The sequence below is a fragment of the Glycocaulis sp. genome, from assembly GCF_050485565.1.
GTDB lineage: Bacteria > Pseudomonadota > Alphaproteobacteria > Caulobacterales > Maricaulaceae > Glycocaulis.
In genome coordinates this window covers 23,335-40,771 of sequence record NZ_JBJHBQ010000007.1, presented here as the reverse complement: position 1 = coordinate 40,771, position 17,437 = coordinate 23,335, and the positions used below count along the sequence as shown (strand labels likewise).

At 63.0% G+C, this 17,437-nt stretch carries 18 protein-coding genes; 11 read left to right on the top strand and 7 right to left on the bottom strand.

All coding sequences use genetic code 11. From position 1 onward, the window contains the following. Position 1: 1 nt before the first annotated feature. Positions 2-877, bottom strand: coding sequence for an RHS repeat-associated core domain-containing protein (locus tag ACQ5ID_RS09060; RefSeq protein ID WP_429912125.1), 876 nt, complete (start codon positions 875-877; stop codon positions 2-4). 95 nt (positions 878-972) lie between these two features. Between ACQ5ID_RS09060 and fabD the strand changes: the two genes are divergently transcribed. The 8 genes from fabD to ACQ5ID_RS09020 all read left to right on the top strand — a co-directional run bounded on the left by fabD (position 973) and on the right by ACQ5ID_RS09020 (position 7,662). Next, a complete protein-coding gene (gene fabD, locus ACQ5ID_RS09055) occupies positions 973-1,926 on the top strand; it encodes an ACP S-malonyltransferase (RefSeq protein WP_429912124.1) in 954 nt (317 codons plus the stop codon). Position 1,927: 1 nt separating this feature from the next. Further along, positions 1,928-2,665 (top strand): 3-oxoacyl-[acyl-carrier-protein] reductase, encoded by a 738-nt coding sequence (fabG, locus tag ACQ5ID_RS09050; RefSeq protein ID WP_429912123.1) that lies wholly within the window; start codon positions 1,928-1,930, stop codon positions 2,663-2,665. A 196-nt stretch (positions 2,666-2,861) separates the two neighbouring features. Continuing rightward, positions 2,862-3,098: an acyl carrier protein gene (locus ACQ5ID_RS09045; RefSeq protein WP_371393769.1), complete on the top strand. Its 237-nt coding sequence runs from the start codon at positions 2,862-2,864 to the stop codon at positions 3,096-3,098. Between the two features lie 15 nt (positions 3,099-3,113). Next, a complete protein-coding gene (gene fabF, locus ACQ5ID_RS09040; RefSeq protein ID WP_429912122.1) occupies positions 3,114-4,403 on the top strand; it encodes a beta-ketoacyl-ACP synthase II in 1,290 nt (429 codons plus the stop codon). A 26-nt stretch (positions 4,404-4,429) separates the two neighbouring features. Continuing rightward, the gene (gene mltG, locus ACQ5ID_RS09035; RefSeq protein WP_429912121.1) at positions 4,430-5,500 is read left to right on the top strand and encodes an endolytic transglycosylase MltG; all 1,071 of its coding nucleotides are present in this window, start codon (positions 4,430-4,432) and stop codon (positions 5,498-5,500) included. Further along, positions 5,501-6,391 carry a YicC/YloC family endoribonuclease gene (locus ACQ5ID_RS09030; RefSeq protein ID WP_429912120.1) on the top strand — a complete coding sequence of 297 codons (891 nt, stop codon included), beginning with the start codon at positions 5,501-5,503 and terminating at the stop codon, positions 6,389-6,391. It begins immediately after the preceding gene. A 4-nt stretch (positions 6,392-6,395) separates the two neighbouring features. Further along, entirely contained in the window at positions 6,396-7,055 is a 660-nt protein-coding gene (gene gmk, locus ACQ5ID_RS09025; RefSeq protein ID WP_429912119.1) for a guanylate kinase, read from the top strand. A 115-nt stretch (positions 7,056-7,170) separates the two neighbouring features. After that, entirely contained in the window at positions 7,171-7,662 is a 492-nt protein-coding gene (locus ACQ5ID_RS09020) for a hypothetical protein (protein WP_429912118.1), read from the top strand. 24 nt (positions 7,663-7,686) lie between these two features. Here ACQ5ID_RS09020 and rsmA read toward each other — a convergent pair whose 3' ends face one another. From rsmA to ACQ5ID_RS08995, 5 genes are all read right to left on the bottom strand, one after another. Continuing rightward, entirely contained in the window at positions 7,687-8,544 is an 858-nt protein-coding gene (gene rsmA / locus ACQ5ID_RS09015; protein WP_429912117.1) for a 16S rRNA (adenine(1518)-N(6)/adenine(1519)-N(6))-dimethyltransferase RsmA, read from the bottom strand. Continuing rightward, positions 8,541-9,527, bottom strand: a complete 987-nt coding sequence (gene pdxA / locus ACQ5ID_RS09010; RefSeq protein WP_429912116.1) for a 4-hydroxythreonine-4-phosphate dehydrogenase PdxA — start codon at positions 9,525-9,527, stop codon at positions 8,541-8,543. The genes rsmA and pdxA overlap by 4 nt, the downstream gene beginning before the upstream one ends. After that, a complete protein-coding gene (locus ACQ5ID_RS09005; RefSeq protein ID WP_429912115.1) occupies positions 9,527-10,780 on the bottom strand; it encodes a peptidylprolyl isomerase in 1,254 nt (417 codons plus the stop codon). The genes pdxA and ACQ5ID_RS09005 overlap by 1 nt, the downstream gene beginning before the upstream one ends. Positions 10,781-10,864: 84 nt before the next feature. Next, the gene (locus ACQ5ID_RS09000) at positions 10,865-11,959 is read right to left on the bottom strand and encodes an LptF/LptG family permease (protein WP_429912114.1); all 1,095 of its coding nucleotides are present in this window, start codon (positions 11,957-11,959) and stop codon (positions 10,865-10,867) included. Continuing rightward, positions 11,956-13,080 (bottom strand): LptF/LptG family permease, encoded by a 1,125-nt coding sequence (locus ACQ5ID_RS08995; RefSeq protein WP_429912113.1) that lies wholly within the window; start codon positions 13,078-13,080, stop codon positions 11,956-11,958. The genes ACQ5ID_RS09000 and ACQ5ID_RS08995 overlap by 4 nt, the downstream gene beginning before the upstream one ends. Positions 13,081-13,255: 175 nt before the next feature. Between ACQ5ID_RS08995 and ACQ5ID_RS08990 the strand changes: the two genes are divergently transcribed. Genes ACQ5ID_RS08990 through ACQ5ID_RS08980 form a run of 3 tightly spaced genes read left to right on the top strand, consistent with a single transcriptional unit; the run spans position 13,256 to position 15,477 of the window. Further along, positions 13,256-14,728, top strand: a complete 1,473-nt coding sequence (locus tag ACQ5ID_RS08990) for a leucyl aminopeptidase (protein ID WP_429912112.1) — start codon at positions 13,256-13,258, stop codon at positions 14,726-14,728. A 12-nt stretch (positions 14,729-14,740) separates the two neighbouring features. Beyond that, positions 14,741-15,190 (top strand): DNA polymerase III subunit chi, encoded by a 450-nt coding sequence (locus ACQ5ID_RS08985; protein WP_371393784.1) that lies wholly within the window; start codon positions 14,741-14,743, stop codon positions 15,188-15,190. Continuing rightward, positions 15,187-15,477, top strand: coding sequence for an I78 family peptidase inhibitor (locus tag ACQ5ID_RS08980; protein WP_429912110.1), 291 nt, complete (start codon positions 15,187-15,189; stop codon positions 15,475-15,477). The genes ACQ5ID_RS08985 and ACQ5ID_RS08980 overlap by 4 nt, the downstream gene beginning before the upstream one ends. Before the next feature lie 4 nt (positions 15,478-15,481). Here ACQ5ID_RS08980 and ACQ5ID_RS08975 read toward each other — a convergent pair whose 3' ends face one another. Next, positions 15,482-17,368 (bottom strand): ABC-F family ATP-binding cassette domain-containing protein, encoded by a 1,887-nt coding sequence (locus ACQ5ID_RS08975; RefSeq protein WP_429912109.1) that lies wholly within the window; start codon positions 17,366-17,368, stop codon positions 15,482-15,484. Between the last annotated feature and the right edge of the window lie 69 nt (positions 17,369-17,437).

Below are 17,437 nucleotides of genomic sequence, written 5' to 3'. Positions count from 1 at the left end.
TTTATCCTCTCATTGCGCCGCTTGCTGAAGTAGCTTGACAGTGAAGTGCGGCAATTCCGGCGGCTGGAACGAAAAGCATCATTCCAGTTAGGTTGTTTAAATTGGGGTTTCGTCCGGTGCCAGTGCCGGTAACTGTTATCGTAGACCCGATCCAAGCGGACTCCACCTGCCAAGTTACTTCACCGGGATGAAAAGTATGCCCAGGCTGAGTGACGTTGACAATTTGGCGCTGCCTTGAATCAACTATTTGAATAATAGGATTATTTCCCGCTAGCATCACGGCTCGCTCCCCCTCTCTAGCATATGGTGCCATTGGTGCTGACAAAGATGGCATCCGAATTGAGTTAAAGGCCGCATCGGGGGAGCACAGAGTCCATACAGTATATGAATAACGATGTGGACGTCCTTCTATTCTGGCGCCCCTTGCTCTTCTCTGCGGACGCTGCCCTGTGATGGTTATGGTTTCGATCGAGTTTTCGAGGGCGATGGGTGTGAGGACGATGTCATCTGGCGGTTCTGCAAACCCGCTAAAGCCCGCTGTGCCGCCTGAGCGCAGGACGCCCCTTAGACGGGTTCCGATTATAAACATAACCTCTATCGGGTTCTTCTGCAGCCCCCATGGGTCTGAGTAGTTTATGGGGTCGTTGCTGACGTATGCGTAGAGGTTTATGCCGCCTGCTTGTCCGATGGGGTCGGTCTGCATGAACCGGCCGATGGCGGGATTATAGACGCGGTTGCGGTAGTGGTAGAGGCCGATTTCGGCGATCCACATCTGGCCGGTATAGCCGAACCGGCTGGTATTGCCCGATCCCGGCATGCCGTATTCATCGTAGGTGTTGATCTGCACGGCTGCGCCTGAGGCATTGGTCTCGGCCACCACCGAGCCGCGCGAGCCCTCTTGTCTTGGGCTTGCCTTCCCCATCCCTCACGGTCTATCCGGGCAGGCAACAAACCATAAGGGAGGACGCCTTCATGGCGCTTGCATTCATCTTTCCAGGTCAGGGCAGCCAGGCCGTCGGCATGGGCCGCGAGCTGGCGGAGGCTTTCCCGGCGGCCCGCGCCGTTTATGAAGCGGTTGATGAAGCGCTGGGCGAAAAGCTTTCCGCGCTGATCTGGGACGGTCCCATTGAAACCCTCACCCTCACGCAGAATGCCCAGCCCGCTTTGATGGCGACCTCGCTGGCGGTGATGGCGGCGCTGAAAGAGGGCTTCGGCATCGACGTGACGGCGGCGAAGTTTGTCGCAGGCCATTCGCTCGGCGAATACTCCGCGCTGGCCGCTGCCGGTGCGCTCTCCATTGATGATGCGGCGAAGCTGTTGCGGCTGCGCGGCCAGTCCATGCAGAAGGCCGTGCCGGTGGGGCAAGGCGCGATGGCGGCCATTCTCGGTGCCGAAGAAGCTCAGGTGCAAAAGGCCGTCGAGGCGGGTTCTGCCGCAGGTGTGGTGCAGATCGCCAATGACAATGCGCCGGGCCAGATCGTGATCTCCGGCGCGAAGGAAGCCGTAGAGGCGGCGATCGAGGCGGCCAAGGCCGACGGTATCCGCAAGGCGATGCTGCTGCCCGTGTCCGCGCCCTTCCATTGCACGCTGATGCAGCCCGCAGCCGACGCGATGGCGCAGGCGCTGAAATCTGCCAGCATCCGTGCACCTCAGGTGCCGGTGGTGACGAATGTCTCTGCCGGTCCGGTCAGCGATCCGGAAGCCATCCGTGCCCAGCTTGTCGAGCAGGTGACGGGCCGCGTGCGCTGGCGCGAAAGCGTGATCTGGATGGCAGGCGAGGGCGGAATTGACCGCTTCGCCGAGGCCGGGGCGGGCAAGGTGCTTTCGGGCATGCTCAAACGCACGGTGGACGGCGCCGAGGGTCTGGCCCTCAACTCGCCGGCTGATCTGGACGGCTTTGCCGCCTCACTGAAAGGAAATGCGTAACATGTTCTCTCTTGAAGGAAAAAAGGCGCTGGTGACCGGCGCAACGGGCGGCCTCGGCAGCGAGATTGCCCGCGCGCTGCATGCGCAAGGCGCGGCCGTTGCGCTGTCGGGCACGCGCGCTGAAGTGCTGCAAAAGCTGGCCGACGAGCTGGGTGAGCGCGCGGCGGTCGTGCCGTGCAATCTCTCCGACGCCGAGGCGGTGGACAATCTGCCGAAGGCCGCCAGCGATGCGCTGGGCGGGCTCGATATTCTCATCTCCAATGCAGGCGTGACGCGCGACCAGCTTCTCATGCGCATGAAGGATGAGGACTGGGAGACGGTCATCAAGGTGAACCTTGAAGCCCATTTCCGCCTCTGCCGGGCGGCCATGCGCGGCATGATGAAGAACCGCTGGGGCCGGATTATCGGTATCACCTCGGTGGTGGGCGTCACCGGCAATCCGGGGCAGTCCAACTATGCCGCGTCGAAAGCCGGGATGATCGGTTTCTCCAAGGCGTTGGCCCAGGAGATCGCCTCGCGCGGCGTCACCGTGAACTGCGTCGCGCCGGGCTTTATCGCTTCGCCGATGACGGACGCACTTAATGATGAGCAGAAATCGGCCATCCTCACCAAGATTCCGGCCGGTGATCTTGGCCAGGGTTCTGACATCGCAGCCGCCTGCGTGTATCTGGCCAGTGAAGAAGCCGGTTACGTCACAGGACAGACATTGCACGTCAATGGCGGCATGGCCATGATCTGACCGGCCATGTGAGTCGCGCTCGGTGAAGGGCGTCTTCGCGCTGGCATCAAGCCGCTGAGGTTGCTAGCCTTGCTCGAAGTGGCATGTTATCAGCCGCAACCTTCTTGGAGCCGGTGCACCCGTACCGGCCCTATCCAGTCAGGGGGCATAAGGGGTCAGATGACCTCGCCCGGAAATATTAGATAAAGGGTCCGTCATGTCTGACGTTTTTGATCGCGTTAAGAAGATCGTCATCGAGCATCTCGATGTGGAAGAGGACAAAGTCGTCGAGAAAGCTTCTTTCATCGATGATCTCGGCGCGGACTCGCTGGACAATGTCGAGCTGGTCATGGCTTTCGAGGAAGAGTTCGACATCGAGATTCCGGACGACGCCGCCGAGCACATCCAGACGGTTGGTGACGCGGTGAAGTTCATCTCCGAGAAAGTCGGCTAGGCCGGCGGCCGGACCATGTCCAAGCGTCGTGTAGTCGTCACCGGCCTCGGCATTGTCTCCCCGCTGGGATGCGGCGTGGAGCATGTCTGGTCGAAGCTGCTCGCAGGGGAATCCGGGCTTGCCCGGGTTACCCATTTCGAGACCGAGGATCTCCCCTGCCAGATTGCGGGGGGGATACCACGGGTAGACGGCCGCTATGGTGGCGGGCCTGACATCGCCGGATCATTTGATCCCGATGCCGTAATGCCCGCCCGCGACGCCAAGCGCATTGACGATTTCATTCTCTATGGCATTGCGGCGGCGGATGAGGCTATTGCCCATTCGGGCTGGCAGCCTGCAGACGATGCGGCGCGCGAGCGTGCCGGTGTCCTGATCGGTTCAGGCATTGGCGGTCTGCAGACGATTTATGACGCCTCGATCACGCTGGTGGAAAAGGGGCCGCGCAAGCTCTCCCCCTTTGTGATCCCGGCCATGCTGATCAATCTGGCCTCTGGCCAGGTTTCGATCCGCCACGGGCTGAAAGGTCCGAACCATTCGGTGGTCACGGCCTGCTCCACCGGTGCACACGCCATTGGTGATGCGGCGCGGCTGATCGCTTATGGCGATGCTGACGTGATGGTGGCGGGCGGCGCGGAGAGCGCGATTACCCGGCTTGGCTTTGGCGGTTTTTGCGCCGCGCGTGCCATGTCCACCGGGTTCAATGATAATCCCAAGGCGGGCTCGCGCCCCTATGACACTGACCGTGATGGCTTTGTCATGGGCGAAGGCGCTGGCGTTGTCGTTCTTGAAGAATACGAAGCGGCCAAGGCCCGCGGCGCGGCGATTTATGCCGAAGTGGTCGGCTATGGCCTGTCAGGCGATGCCTATCACATCACGGCGCCTGCCGATGACGGCGATGGCGGTTTCCGCTCCATGAGCGCCGCGCTGAAGAGCGCCGGACTGTCTGCTGGCGATATTGATTATGTGAACGCGCATGGCACCTCGACGCCCAAGGGCGACGAGATCGAGCTCAAAGCCGTCGAGCGGCTGCTGGGCGATCATGCGGGCAAGGTGGTCATGTCGTCGACCAAGTCGGCAACAGGACATCTTCTGGGGGCTGCCGGCGCTATCGAGGCGATCTTCTCGATCCTGACCATCCGCGATGGCATCTGCCCGCCCACGCTCAATCTTGACAATCCGTCCGTGGAAAGCCCGATCAATCTGGCTCCCCACAAGGCGGTGAAGAAAGAGGTCAAGGTGGCGCTGTCGAACTCGTTCGGCTTTGGCGGCACGAACGCTTCGGTCGTTTTCAAGGCTGTCGACTAAAGCCCTCTTTGCCGGTGAGGGCCCCCATGAGCACGGCTAGCGCGCCTTCCGGCAGACAGGTCAGCAAGGGGCTAGGGGCGTTGCGTCTTTTCATCATTGGACTGTTCCTGATCTTCGCGCTTGCCCTGCTGGCAGGGGCGGCGGTTGTCGGCGGCTATGCCTGGCTGGGCTACCAGTTCACCGCCGAAGGCCCGCATGAGGAGGATACGATCATCCTTCTTGAACGCGGCTCCAGCGTACGCGCGATTGCGGCGCGTCTGGAAGCGGACGGGCTGATCTCCGACCAGCGGATATTCCTCGCTCAGCTGCGCATTGATGAAGAGCTGGGCCGTGCGCGCGCGCCCATGCGCGCCGGAGAGTTTGCCATTCCGGCCCGTGCCTCCATGGCCCAAATCCATGATGTGCTGGCCCATGGCGACTTCATCCAGCATCCGGTGCGCGTGCCGGAGGGGCTGACGACGGCGATGGTCGTTCGGATTGTCGAAGCCGCCGACGTGCTGACCGGCGAGATCGAGCGCGTTCCGCCGGAAGGCTCACTCCTTCCTGACACCTATCTGGTCGACCGCGGGACCAGCCGCCAGGCCGTGCTGGACCGCATGGCGGCCGCGCAAACGCGCCTTCTCGACCAGCTCTGGGAGACGCGTGATCCCGATCTGCCGATCTCGACGCGCGAGGAGGCGGTGAATCTGGCTTCCATCGTGGAGAAGGAAACCGGCATCGCCCAGGAGCGCCCCATGGTGGCGGCAGTGTTTGTAAACCGGCTGCGCCGGGGCATGCGCCTGCAGAGCGATCCGACGATCATTTACGGCATAACGGGCGGTGAGCCGCTGGGCCGGGGCATCCGGCGCTCCGAGCTGGACGACACCACAAACCCCTATCATACCTATCACATTGACGGCCTGCCTCCGACGCCGATTGCCAATCCGGGCCGGGAGTCGATTGCTGCGGTACTGAACCCGCCAGAGAGCGAGTACATCTTCTTCGTTGCTGATGGCACAGGCGGGCATGCTTTTGCCCGTACGCTGGCCGAGCATAATCGCAATGTCGCCCGCTGGCGCCAGATCGAACGCGAGCGCGCCCGCTCGGGAGGGCGCTAGGTGACCGTCCTTTCCGGCATGACGGGCTTTGCCCGCGCCGCCTCCAGCGGTGATTTTGGCACTCTGTCGGCAGAGGCGCGCTCGGTGAACGGGCGCGGGCTGGATATCCGCCTGCGCTTGCCCGACGGCACCGGTCATCTCGAAGCAGAGGCCCGCAGCCGGATCAAGGCCGCGTTCGAGCGCGGTTCGGTCTCGATCAATATCAGCCTTGAAAAACCTGCCGACACTGAGGCCGCTGTTCACATCGATGAGGCGCGCCTGCGTACGCTGGCGCTGGCCGGGCGTGATCTGGTCGACAAGGGGCTGGCTGCGCCGCCGCGCATTGACGGGTTGCTGGCCATACGCGGCGTGATTGTCAGTGAGGACCAGTCGGCCCGGCAGGAGGCCGATATGGCAAAGTCCGACGCGGCTGTGCTCAGCGTCCTCGATGAGGCCGTTGCCGCCCTCAAATCTGCCCGGCAGGATGAAGGCGCCCAGCTGAAGACTGTCCTTGAAGCCCAGATCAGCGAGATTGAAGCCCTCAAGCAGCAGGCCGCCAGTCATCCGGCTGCCGGCGCCGAGGCCATTCGCGAGCGGTTGAAGCAGAAGATCGACGATCTTCTTCCCTCAGGCATCGATCCTGACCGGCTGGCGCAGGAAGCTGCGATACTCGCCGTGAAAGCCGATGTGCGCGAGGAGATCGACCGGCTGACCGGCCATGTGGAGGCGGCGCGCGGTCTTCTGGCGGGGGGCTCGCCGTGCGGACGCAAGCTGGATTTTCTGGCGCAGGAATTTAACCGCGAGGTGAACACGCTGTGTTCCAAATCATCGGATCGCGGGCTGACGGAGATCGGGCTTGCCATGAAGCATGTCGTCGATCAGTTCCGTGAGCAGGTTCAGAATCTGGAGTAGCCCCATGCCTGTCGGATCGCTTTCAGGGCCGGTTTTCCGCGGACAGCGGCGCGGGCTGATGCTCGTCCTGTCCAGCCCCTCCGGTGCGGGCAAGACCACGCTGTCACGCCGCCTGATCGCGTCCAATCCTGATCTTGTGCTGTCGGTTTCGGCCACCACGCGCGCTCCGCGCCCCGGCGAGGTGGACGGGCAGGACTATATCTTCCTCACCGAGAAAGAGTTCGAGCGCCAGGCGGAGAACGATGAGTTCTACGAGTATGCGCGCGTGTTCGGCCATTATTACGGGACACCCAAAGGGCCGGTGGAGGAAGCGTTGCAAGAGGGCCGCGACGTCGTATTCGACGTGGACTGGCAAGGCGGGCGGGCGCTCGCTGCCGGTGCGCCGCAGGACTGTGTGAAAGTTTTCATCCTGCCGCCCTCGCTGAGCCTGCTGCGCGACCGGCTGACCAAGCGCGCGCAGGACTCTGACGAGGTCATCAATGGCCGCATGGCCAGAGCCAAGGCCGAGATCGAACATTGGGACGAGTATGATTACGTCATCCTCAATGATGACTTTTCAGAAGCGCTCGAACGCCTCTCGCTGATCCTGCACGCAGAGCGTCTGCGCCGTGTCCGCCATCCCTGGCTGAGCGGTTTTGTCACTGCCCTGATGGAAGAAGGCTAGCTGGCAAGTCAGATCGGCGTCTTTCCGGTTTATTCACGGCTGGCGCGTCTCATCGGCAGGTATTTGAAGCTTGCGGACGATACTGATGACGCGAATGCCCGGCCCGGCGGATATTGTGAGCGCTGCGAGAGATGCAGCGTTCAACAAGCCGCTAATTACGAATGTTTTCCGCGCGGTGATTGCAGAGGCGATTGTCGCCATGGCCCTCCCGCAATGGCGATGGGCGAGCGCTGACTATGCCTCCTGCGATTTCGTTCATCCCGATGGCAGGCGGCTGGAGGTCAAGCAGTCGGCGGCCCGCCAGTCCTGGTCAACTGGCAAGCCAAGCCGCGCGAGCTGGGACATCGCTCCCCGGACAGGCCGCTGGACCGAAGATGCCCGATGGATACCCGAGCCGGGCCGGAATGCCGATATCTACGTGCTTTGTCATCACCCGGTATTTGGTGACGACGCTGACCACCGAAACCCGGCCCAATGGAAGTTTTACGCGATCGGGGCGGCGTGCCTGCCAGACACCAAAAGCCTTTCACTGGCGGGCGCCGAACGGCTAGCCAAGCCTGTGGGCTTCCTGGATCTATCAAGTGCGGTGGAGCAGTGTAGCCGCTAATCCGCCGCTGACGGATTAGCGCGCCTATCTGGCTGCCCGCCACGCTGTTGCCAGCGCCATGAAGCCCTCTGGCGGGATGGTTTCTGCGCGCGCACCCGGATCAATATCACAGGACACAAGCAGCTCTTCGGCGCTGGCACGCGTCTGCGAGGCGGCCTGACCCAGTGATTTGCGCAAAGTCTTGCGCCGCTGGCCAAACGCGCTTGCCGTCACCACCGACAACGCCTCGACATCAGCAAAGCGTTCGCCGTCGGGCAGGGGGTCTATGACCACTACCGCACTATCGACCTTGGGCGGCGGCGTGAAAGCGCGGGCGGGCAGGGTGAAGGCGTATTTCGCTTTTGCCCGCGCGGCGGTGAGAATGGCGAGGCGCCCATAGGCTTCCTCGCCAGTGCGCGCCACGATCCGCTCGGCCACTTCTTTCTGGAACATCAGCACGGCGCGCGACCACCAGAGAGGTTCCGCCTCCAGCCAGCCGGTGAAGAGGGCGGTGCCGACATTATAGGGCAGATTGGCGGCAATGACGGCGCGTTCGTCTGCTTTGAGCCCCAGCGCATCGCGTCCCACTTTGAGCGCGTCAGCCTCGATGACGCTCAGCCGGCCATCAAAGGCGCTGTTGATGTCATCAAGGGCGGGAATGAAGCGGGGATCCTTCTCGATGGCGATCACGCGCCGTGCCCCCTCGCCAAGGAGCGCGCGCGTCAGCCCGCCAGGGCCGGGACCTACTTCTATCACCGTGCTTTCCGGCAGGGCCCCGCACAGGCGCGCAATCTTGGCGGTCAGGTTGAGATCGAGCAGGAAGTGCTGGCCGAAGCGCTTGTCCGCCGCCAGGCCGTGGCTTGCGATCACCTCGCGTAAGGGTGGCAGGGTATCGGCGCTCATGCGCGCATGCCCCGGCGGTTGGCGGCGATGGTGTCGGCCAGCCGGATGGCGGCGATGAGGCTATCAGGCCGGGCGATTCCCTTGCCCGCGATATCTTTTGCTGTGCCGTGATCGGGCGAGGTGCGCACGATGGGAAGGCCGAGCGTGACATTCACCCCGCCATGGAAGTCCAGCGTCTTGATCGGGATCAGACCCTGATCATGATAGAGGCACACGGCGGCGTCGTAGCGCTCGCGCGCTTCGGCGTGAAACATGGTATCGGGCGGCAATGGCCCGCTGATATCGATGCCTTCGGCGCGCAACTGCTCCAGCGCAGGCGCCAGAATATCGATCTCCTCGCGTCCCATGCTGCCGCCCTCTCCCGCATGGGGGTTGAGCCCGGCCAGGGCGAGGCGCGGGCTGGCAATCGCGAAATCGCGCCGAAGGGCCTGATGCGTGATGCGGGCGATGTGAACGATTTTCTCAGGCGTCAGCGAAGCGATGGCGTCCCGCAATGCCTGATGGATCGTCACCAGCACCGTTTTCAGCTCCGGCGCGGCCAGCATCATCACCGGGCCGCGCGCGCCGGTCACAGCCATATCGTGGGTCAGGTGGGCGAGAAACTCGGTATGGCCGGGAAAGGCAAAGCCTTCGGCATAAAGCGCGGCTTTGGAAATCGGGTTGGTCACGAGGCCGGACGCGTTTCCGGCCCGTATGCGGGCGACACCGTCCTCGATCGAGGCGAGGGCAGGAGAGCCGGGACGATCTGGCAGAACCGGCAGGCCGGTCGCGAATGTGCCGTGCGCATCAGCGCAAGCGGCAATGGCGGCAGGCGGTGCAAGTTGGAGCAGGCTGGCTGTGCGCGAGAGTATGTCCAGCCCGCCTGTGACGGCAAATACAGGCCCGTCTGCCTTGAGCGCCGCCCATGCTTTCAGCGCAATCTCAGGGCCTATGCCTTCAGGGTCCCCCAGCGTCAGGACCAGAGGCGCCTGCGGTTCCGGCATCAGAAATCGCCGACCATCTCCACCGTGGCGTCATTGCGCAGATCGCGAAGCCAGCGGCGCGCCAGCAGGGACAGCTGCTGGTTCACGATCTGGTTCTCGATTTCCGCCGAGCCGGGGAAGCCCGGTCCGCCAAGCCTGCGTTCGCACACAATGAAGACCTGAAGCCCCGCCGCTGTCTCGAGAACAGAGCTCGCCTGGCCGTTCTGAAGGCCCGACAGCGCCGTACGGATTTGCGGAACAAGGGCATTCGCCCCGACCGTTCCGATATCGGTGATTATGGCTTGCGGCACACTTTCAAAGGCAGCCTGGACGTTGCTGCACCCTTGCACCCGGCGGGCAGCGCGTTCGAGAGCCTGGCGGCGTTCCGGGGTGACTTGCGACGTCACCAGCGTAACCTGCTGCAGGGTGAACTGCTCGGTAACCTGCCCTTCGCGCCGGTCTGCAAGCGCAACGATCATGTATCCGCCCGGCACGCGGATCGGATTGGAAATACTGCCAACCGGCATTTGCTGCACTACCTGTGCGACCTGCGGGCGCAATTGCGCGGCGCTCAGCCAGCCCGCATCCCCTCCGGAGGCAGCCGTTGGGGCATCCGACATTTGCTCGGCCACGGCCGGAAACGGCGCACCCTGTTCAAGCGCACGGTAAATGGTGGTGATGCGCCGCTCGGCGTCTGTTTCATCCCCGCTCGAAGGCAGGTTCACCAGAATTTCGGCGACGCGGTACTGGGTCTGGGACGCGCTTTCCGCCAGGCGCTCAAGCGTGCCTTCAATCTGGGCGTCGGAAACACGGATACGGCTGCGGTAGCGGCCACTGACGAGATAGGACCAGGCGATTTCCGCCCGCAGCTGCTGACGCATCGTGTCGATGCTGGAGCCGGCGTTTTCAAGGTCGGCCTGAATATCGTCTACAGTCACGTTATTGCGCGCCGCGATGTCAGCGATGGCTTCGTCGACTTCCTCGTCGGTGACGGGTACCTCGAAGCGGCGGGCGGTCTGCAGCTGCAGGGTTTCCTCGACAAGGGAACGCATGGCCTGTTCCTGGACCTGCACGAGGACGTCTTCGGTCGGCTGAATGCCGGAGGTCGTCAGGATGAAGCGCATGCGGTCACGCACTTCATAAGTGGTTATCGGCTGATCGTTGACGATCGCTGCAATGCCTTCGACCTGCTGTGCGTGCGCATCAGCCGCCAGCACCAGACCGAACGGTGCGGCCAGGCACAGCATCAGACGCTTCAGGGACGAAATCGGCATGAGTGTAGCTTCCTGGTTGTAGACCTGCAGACCATACTGATCACGAGCCTCTAGGCAATCATCACGGCAGCTTCATGACAGTTTTCAGCCGTCTTCGGTCACGGCGATATACAGCAGCGCGCCGAGCGCGAACAGGGCCGGTGCCGACCAGGCTGCGCTAACCACGTCCAGACCGCCAGCGCTGCCCAGCCCTGCGAGCATGCGCTGGAGGAAGTAGAGAAGAAAGCCACCCGCTCCGCCAGCCAGCGCAAAGCCGGCCGCGCCTCCCAGCCGGGTAAGGCGGAGTGTTGCGGCGATGCCCATCAGGGCGGCGGCGATCAGAAGGAGCGGTTGCGCCAGCAGGGATTGCCAGCGCAGTTCATAGGCGCGGGTCGAAAGACCGGCTTCGCGTGCGGACACGATGACTTCGGGCAGGCGCCAGAAGGATACGCCCTGCGCAGATCGGGTACGTTCAAACAGGGCTTCCGGTCCGGTGCTGGTCGGAATGGAAATGTCACCGAGCTCCGCCGCGCCGGTTTCCGGCCGGTATTCCACCGCGTCGCTGAGCAGCCAGAAACCGCCAGCAAGGCTCGCCTGGCGGGCATGCACCTGCTGCTCAAGTTCCGGCGGGCCGCCATCAACGCCTTCCGGATTGTAGATCCTGAACACCGGAGAGATGAGCCGCGCGTTATCTATGCCCTGAGCGGCGATTACGATGAACTGGCTTTCGCGCACTTCGCGCAGCCAGACACGCGCACCGCTGACCTCCTCTACGGGGCGTCCCTCAAAGAGCGCCGCACGTCTGGCCTCGAACTGGGCGCTGGTTGCCGCGCCCAGCGGGTTCAGGAGGAAACTGCCCGCAAGCCCTGTTGCAAGTGCCAGCGCCGCCACCGGCATCATGATCCGCCATACGGACACACCCGAGGCGCGCATCACGATCAGCTCGCTGCGCCGGTTAAGCCGGAAGAATGTCCAGAGCACGCCGAACAGCACGATGAAGGGCAGGGTGTCCTGCAAGAGCAGGGGCAGTTTCAGCAGGCTGAAAAGGGCGGTGTCGGCGGGCGAAATATCCACCCGCGTCGCGATATCGCGTGATGTTTCGACAAAGTCGATGAGCAGGATGACCGCAATAATGACAGTGGCGGCGCCCAGCAGGCCCAGAAGGGTTTGCCAGAGCAGATATCGTGTCAGCACCCTCATGGCGCGGCTCCGTCGGAACGCGGCGAGAGCCATCGTACGGCGAAGCGTACAGGGCGATGAATCACGATGTAGGCTGCGCCAATGGCTGCCAGCGGAATCGCGTACTGTAGCCAGTTCAGTTCCGGTGAGCTTTCGGCGCCGGCCTGAACGGCAAAGCCCGTCAGCCGGACGATCAGCGCGCATGCGCCGGCCAGTGCTACGGCCCTGGCATAGCCTGTCCGCCTTGGTGGACCGCTCAGGAAGGCGGCCAGCGCAATCATCGCAAAGGCCAGATTGTAGAGGGGCGCCGACAGCCGGTAATGCCCTTCGGCCAGAAGATTGGCGCGTCCGCGCGCGCGGGCTGCTTCACCGGGGCTGGGGTTGAACAGTTCGGGCAGGTATCGATCACTTTCCTTGAAGAAGAAGGCGTCGGTCGGATCGATGAAGGCGGTGAGATCGAACTCGTAGCTGTCAAAGGTGAGGCTGGAGAGCGTGCCGGACTCATCTATCTGCGAGACAACGCCATTACTCAGCAGCATGACGGGTCCGCGTTCCGCGCGCACGATCTGGCCCTGCCGGGCCGAGTAGGCGGTACTGGAGACGCCGCGGCCATCCTCGATGAAGACCTCGCTCATCATGCCGCCATCACCCAGCGTGCGTGCGTAGAAGGTGACATCCACCCCCATCGAGACGAACTCGCCTGGCCGCATGACGCTCGCGGCGATGTCGGTGCGCACGTCGTAAATGGCCTGGCGCATCTCGCGATAGGCAGCCGGCTGAACGAAAAGGTTTACCCCCAGATTGATCAGCATGGCATAGACCGCTACCCGCAAGAACGGAGAGAGCCTCTCGCGCCGGCTAAGCCCGGCGGCGGCGGCAACGGTCAGTTCGGATTCGCTCATCATCCGGTTTAGCGCACCGGCACAGGCAATGAAGACGGCGATCGGCATCAGGAGGGCGACAATCTGGGGCACGGCCAGAATGGTCACCCACAGAAAAACCAGCAGGGTCTCGCCCCGGTCTGCGACCAGATTCAGATTGGACAGTGACTGCGTAAGAATCGCGAGCCCCGTCAGCGCAGCAAGCGCTATCAGGAAAGGCAGCATGGCCTGCCGGAAGGCGTAACGCTGAAACAGCTTCATTGGGATGCAGGCCCGGCCCTTGCGGTCTTCTGTGTGACGACAGACTTCTACCCCGGCTTCATATCGGATACCACTAAAGCCAGCCAAATTCCCGCAGTTCGGCCACCCGGCGCTCATATGGTGCTCCGGGGCGGCTGGCAGCCCTGCCGGGACGTGTCGTTCAGAAAGGAATTCCATGCATATCAAGTTCTCGTCGAAGCCCTCCGGCGATGCGCTGGCCGTCGCCGTTTACGAGAAGGCGAGCCTGTCGCCATCGGCCAAGGCGCTTGAGGAGGCAAGCGGCGGCAGCATCACGCGTGCCATCAAGGCTTCGCGCTTTACCGGTGATGCTGGTCAGGTGCTGGAAATTGCAGCTCCGTCTGGCGTCAAGGCCGCGCGGATTGTCCTGTTCGGGCTGGGTTCGAAAAAGTCCGCGAACGGCAATGTGTACGAGAAAGCTGTTGCGGCGGCGGTCAAGCAGCTTCTGCTGGGCGGCACGCAGACCCTGTCGGTTCACATCGATGCCGAGGATGGTGAGCTTTCTTCGCGCGCGGCTCTGGGCGCGACGATGGCCGCTTACCGGTTTGACCAGTACCGCACCAAGCTGAAGGCCGACAAAAAGCCGTCCCTGACATCAGTCGAGATTGTGGCGGCAGACGACAAGGCCGCCAAGAAGGCCTGGAAGAGCTGGGAAGCGGTGGCAGAAGGCGTGAAGCTGGCCCGCGATCTCGTCATGGAACCGGCGAACATCCTGCATCCGGAGGAGTACGCCAAGCGTATTTCAAAGCTGGAGAAGGAAGGTCTGGAAGTTGAGATACTGGGCGAAGCCCAGATGAAGAAGCTCGGCATGGGCGCGCTTCTGGGTGTCAGCCAGGGCTCGGTACGCGAAGCGAAGCTCGCCATCATGCGCTGGAATGGCGGCAAGGAGGGCGACAAGCCGCTCGCTTTTGTCGGCAAGGGCCTGACCTTTGATACGGGCGGTATCTCACTCAAGCCCGGAGCCGGCATGGAAGATATGAAGGGCGATATGGGCGGTTCTGCTGCCGTGGTCGGCCTGATGCGCGCGCTGGCGGGCCGCAAGGCGAAAGTCAATGCGGTCGGCGTCGTCGCTCTGGTGGAAAACATGCCCGACGGCAACGCCCAGCGTCCCGGCGATGTGGTCACCTCCATGTCTGGCCAGACCATCGAGATACTGAACACCGACGCCGAAGGCCGCCTCGTACTCGCTGACGCGCTCTGGTACACGCAAGAGAAGCTTGACCCGGCCTTCATCATCGATCTGGCCACGCTGACCGGCGCGGTGCTGGTTGCGCTCGGCCATGAGCACGCTGCCATTTTCTCCAATGATGACAAGCTGGCTGACCGGCTCTACGCGGCGGGCAAGGCATCGGACGAAGGGGTGTGGCGCCTGCCCATCGGGCCGGAATATGACCGTCATATCGACAGTGATATCGCCGACATGAAAAATCTCGGCCAGGGCCGCAATGCCGGCTCGATTGCCGGTGCGGTGTTCCTGCAGCGCTATGTCAACGACAAGCCGTGGGTGCATATGGATATCGCCGGAACGGCCATGTATGCGGGGTCCAAGGACCCACGCCTGCCGGCTTTCGGGACGGGTTATGGCGTGCGTGTGCTCGACCGTTTCGTCCGCGATTTCTACGAGAGCTGATAGCGCGCGCTAATGGCCGAGCTCTGGTTCTATCATCTGGAGAAGGCCGGTGTGGGCGATGTCCTGCCCGGCCTGCTCCAAAAGGTGCTGGAGCGCGGCTCGCGTGCGCTTGTGGTCGCGCCCGATGACGAAACGGCCGCCAGTCTGGACACGCAGCTCTGGACATTTCGTGATGAAAGCTTCCTGCCGCACGGGCGCGATAACGAGCCCCATGCGCCGCGCCAGCCGGTGCTGATCTCCACCGAAACCCGCAATGTGAACCAGGCAGACATGCTGTTCTGTCTTGGCGGCGTTGATCCGGGCAACCTTGAGGAGTGGAATCGCGTTATCGTGCTGTTCGAGGACAGCGATGACGCGGCCAAGCAGGGCGCGCGGTCTTTGTGGTCCGCCATGAAAAAGTCGGGAACGACGGTATCCTACTGGAAACAGTCCGATCAGGGACGCTGGGAGAAACAGGGATGATCCGATACGCCGCCGCCTTTGCTTCGCTGGCCATGCTGGCCGCCTGCGCTACCGCCGATGGTACGACCGAGAATGATGTGGTTGACCTCTCCGAGGGGCGCGAGTGTCCTGCCCAGCAGTTCCAGCTGCTTGTCGGCCAGCTGCGTGACGAGGTCGATACCTCGACCCTGCCCGTTCCCTACCGCATGTATGGGCGGGGCGATGCCGTGACGATGGATTACCGGCCGGACCGGATGAATGTTGTCATTGGCGATGATGGCCGCGTGGAGCGCGTTGCCTGCGGGTAGGCACCTAAACCCCAGCCGCCTCGCGGGCCTGTTCGTAGGCTTCGTCGGCTTCCAGCCATTTCATCTCGGCCGCGTCGATCAGCTCTTCGGCGCGGGCGCGTTTCTTTGTCAGCTCGGCGGCAAGGTTCGGGTCTTTCTCCCACAGGCCCGGCACGGCCAACCCCTTGTCGATGGTGGCAAGCACGCCCTTGAGGCGCTCCGCCTCGCGCTCCCATTTGTCCGCCTCGGCTTTGAGCGGTTTGAGCTTTGAGCGCGCTTCGGCGGCATCGCGGCGGCGCTCCAGCTTGGCGTCGGGTTTGGCTTTCCCGCGTGCACTGGCGTCCGTATCAGGGCGCAGCAATTGCTTGCGGTACTCGTCCATATCGCCCTCATAGGGCTTCACCGTGCCGCCTTCGGCAATCCACAGCCGGTCGACGCACGCCTCGATCAGATGGCGGTCATGGCTGATCAGGATGACGGCGCCCTCATAGGCGTTGAGCGCATCCATCAAAGCGGCGCGGCTATCCATGTCGAGATGGTTCGTCGGTTCGTCGAGAATCAGAAGATGCGCGCCGTGAAAGCTGATGAGGTTCATCAAAAGGCGCGCCTTCTCCCCGCCTGAAAGGTCTTTGGCGGGGGTTTCCTGGCGGTCGCCGGGCAGGCCGAAACGGGCAAGGCGCGCGCGGCGTTGGGCCTCGGTCGCATCCGGCATCAGTTCGAGAATGTGCTGGTAGGCAGAGGTGTCCGGATGCAGCGCGTCGATCTGGTGCTGCGCGAAATGGGCGATTCCCAGCTTTTTGTGCATGCGCATGGCGCCAGCGAGCACCGGTATCTGCCCGGTCAGCAGCTTGGCGAAGGTGGATTTGCCCGCGCCATTGCGGCCCAGAAGGCCGATCCGGTCATCGACATCGATGCGCAGATCCATGTTCCTGAGGATGATCGTATCCTCATCATAGCCGGTCGCCGCGCCGTCCAGGCGCACCAGCGGGTTGGCCATGCGGCGCGGGGCAATCGGCAGGTCGAAAGGGGCCACCGGATCGGCCACCGAAGTGGCCACGGGCTGCATTTTCTCCAGCCGCTTCACGCGCGACTGGGCCTGTTTGGCCTTTGTGGCCTTGGCCTTGAATCGGTCGACAAAGGCTTGCAGGCGGCGGCGCTCATCCTCCTGCTTTTCAACCAGCTTCATGGTCAGGCGCTGGCGCTCGGCAAGCTGCTTTTCAAACTGGTCGTAGCCGCCATCCCAGACGGTGAGCCGGGCATCTTTCAGGTGCGCGATCATATCGATGGAGGCATTCAAAAGCCCCCGGTCGTGCGAAATCAGCAGCACCGAGCCGGGAAATTTCTGCAGATAGTTTTCCAGCCACACCGCGCCTTCCAGATCCAGATAGTTGGTCGGCTCGTCCAGCAGCAGAAGGTCGGGCCGGGCAAAGAGCGTCGCAGCGAGCGCGGCACGCATGCGCCAGCCACCGGAGAAGGCCGAGCAGGGGCGCTGCTGCTCCTCGTTGGAGAAGCCCAGCCCGTGCAGGATCGCGCCGGCGCGCGCCTCGGCTGAATGCGCGTCGATATCGGCCAGCCGGGTCTGGATATCGGCAATGCGGGTGGGGTCGGTGGCGGTTTCAGCCTCTTCCAGCAGGCTTGCGCGTTCGGTATCGGCGGCGAGTACAAAATCGATAATGGAGACCGGACCGCCCGGCGCTTCCTGCTCCACGCTTCCCATGCGCATGCCCGGCTGGATGCGGATATCGCCGCTCTCCGGGCTCACCTCGCCGCGTATCAGGCGCAGCAAGGTCGACTTGCCGGTGCCATTGCGCCCGACAAGGCCCATCTTGGTTTTGGCCGGCAGGAAGAGCGTGGCCTGATCAAACAGGATGCGCCCTTCAATGCGGTAGGTGAGGTCGTTGATATGCAGCATGAAGCGCCGCGTAGCACGGCTTGCTGGCAGGTAAAAGCGCCGCTATAAGCCGCGCCAAACCTCACCTCC

Bases quoted from the DNA above. Each gene is read 5' to 3' on its own strand.
- pdxA (WP_429912116.1), bottom strand. From the start codon at position 9,527: ATGCCGGAACCGCAGGCGCCTCTGGTCCTGACGCTGGGGGACCCTGAA.
- ACQ5ID_RS08975 (WP_429912109.1), bottom strand. From the start codon at position 17,368: ATGCTGCATATCAACGACCTCACCTACCGCATTGAAGGGCGCATCCTG.
- gmk (WP_429912119.1), top strand. From the start codon at position 6,396: ATGCCTGTCGGATCGCTTTCAGGGCCGGTTTTCCGCGGACAGCGGCGC.
- fabG (WP_429912123.1), top strand. From the start codon at position 1,928: ATGTTCTCTCTTGAAGGAAAAAAGGCGCTGGTGACCGGCGCAACGGGC.
- ACQ5ID_RS08985 (WP_371393784.1), top strand. From the start codon at position 14,741: ATGGCCGAGCTCTGGTTCTATCATCTGGAGAAGGCCGGTGTGGGCGAT.
- ACQ5ID_RS09045 (WP_371393769.1), top strand. From the start codon at position 2,862: ATGTCTGACGTTTTTGATCGCGTTAAGAAGATCGTCATCGAGCATCTC.
- mltG (WP_429912121.1), top strand. From the start codon at position 4,430: ATGAGCACGGCTAGCGCGCCTTCCGGCAGACAGGTCAGCAAGGGGCTA.
- ACQ5ID_RS09000 (WP_429912114.1), bottom strand. From the start codon at position 11,959: ATGAGGGTGCTGACACGATATCTGCTCTGGCAAACCCTTCTGGGCCTG.
- fabD (WP_429912124.1), top strand. From the start codon at position 973: ATGGCGCTTGCATTCATCTTTCCAGGTCAGGGCAGCCAGGCCGTCGGC.
- rsmA (WP_429912117.1), bottom strand. From the start codon at position 8,544: ATGAGCGCCGATACCCTGCCACCCTTACGCGAGGTGATCGCAAGCCAC.
- ACQ5ID_RS08990 (WP_429912112.1), top strand. From the start codon at position 13,256: ATGCATATCAAGTTCTCGTCGAAGCCCTCCGGCGATGCGCTGGCCGTC.
- ACQ5ID_RS09005 (WP_429912115.1), bottom strand. From the start codon at position 10,780: ATGCCGATTTCGTCCCTGAAGCGTCTGATGCTGTGCCTGGCCGCACCG.
- fabF (WP_429912122.1), top strand. From the start codon at position 3,114: ATGTCCAAGCGTCGTGTAGTCGTCACCGGCCTCGGCATTGTCTCCCCG.
- ACQ5ID_RS08995 (WP_429912113.1), bottom strand. From the start codon at position 13,080: ATGAAGCTGTTTCAGCGTTACGCCTTCCGGCAGGCCATGCTGCCTTTC.
- ACQ5ID_RS08980 (WP_429912110.1), top strand. From the start codon at position 15,187: ATGATCCGATACGCCGCCGCCTTTGCTTCGCTGGCCATGCTGGCCGCC.